This window comes from Enterovibrio gelatinilyticus (genome assembly GCF_028683095.1).
Taxonomy (GTDB): domain Bacteria; phylum Pseudomonadota; class Gammaproteobacteria; order Enterobacterales; family Vibrionaceae; genus Enterovibrio; species Enterovibrio gelatinilyticus.
The window spans coordinates 1-542 of the sequence record NZ_JAJUBC010000116.1 but is presented as its reverse complement, the minus strand read 5'-3'; the positions used below and the strand labels follow the sequence as shown (position 1 = coordinate 542).

The 542-nt window shown below is 42.8% G+C and carries 1 pseudogene; it reads left to right on the top strand.

The features are described from left to right. Positions 1-52: 52 nt before the first annotated feature. Positions 53-542: pseudogene (locus tag LRP50_RS25465) on the top strand (hypothetical protein); the annotation flags it as partial.

The window sequence follows — 542 nt, the reverse complement described above, 5'->3', positions numbered from 1 at the left end:
ACAAGTTGTTTCTTGGGTTGCCTTAACAAGAGGCACAACAGGCACCAACGTCATGACAACCTATACATTCGGCATGGCCATTCCGACACCCGATGGCAAAGATTATTGGCTGTTACGCCAACCCGTGTATTCAGTGGGTGAGGCGCAAAGAAAATGGGAAACCATGCGTACATATATGGATGAGCCAAAGAAAAAATGGCCAAGATCGCGACCATTTGTCAAAGAAGACCGCGCCATGTTTGATGCCGAGCGCAAACGTATCTGGTCTAAATTCCTAAAAGGTCCGAGAAAGTGGGTATCGTTCAAATTCACCGATCCGGCAGACTCGTATTTCACCTTATTTTCATATTATTTTTATCATATTCTCGCATGCTGGAAGATCCCCTACATGGTTTCAGAGTGGACTGATAAATTGAATAAAAAGCCATTGCCAGAAAATATCAATGAATGGTCAAAACCACTCCCAAAAGAAAAATGGGAAAAACCCAGTGAAGAGTTACTAGCGCAAAAAGCAGTAATAATGAAACATTTCGAAGCTGGTG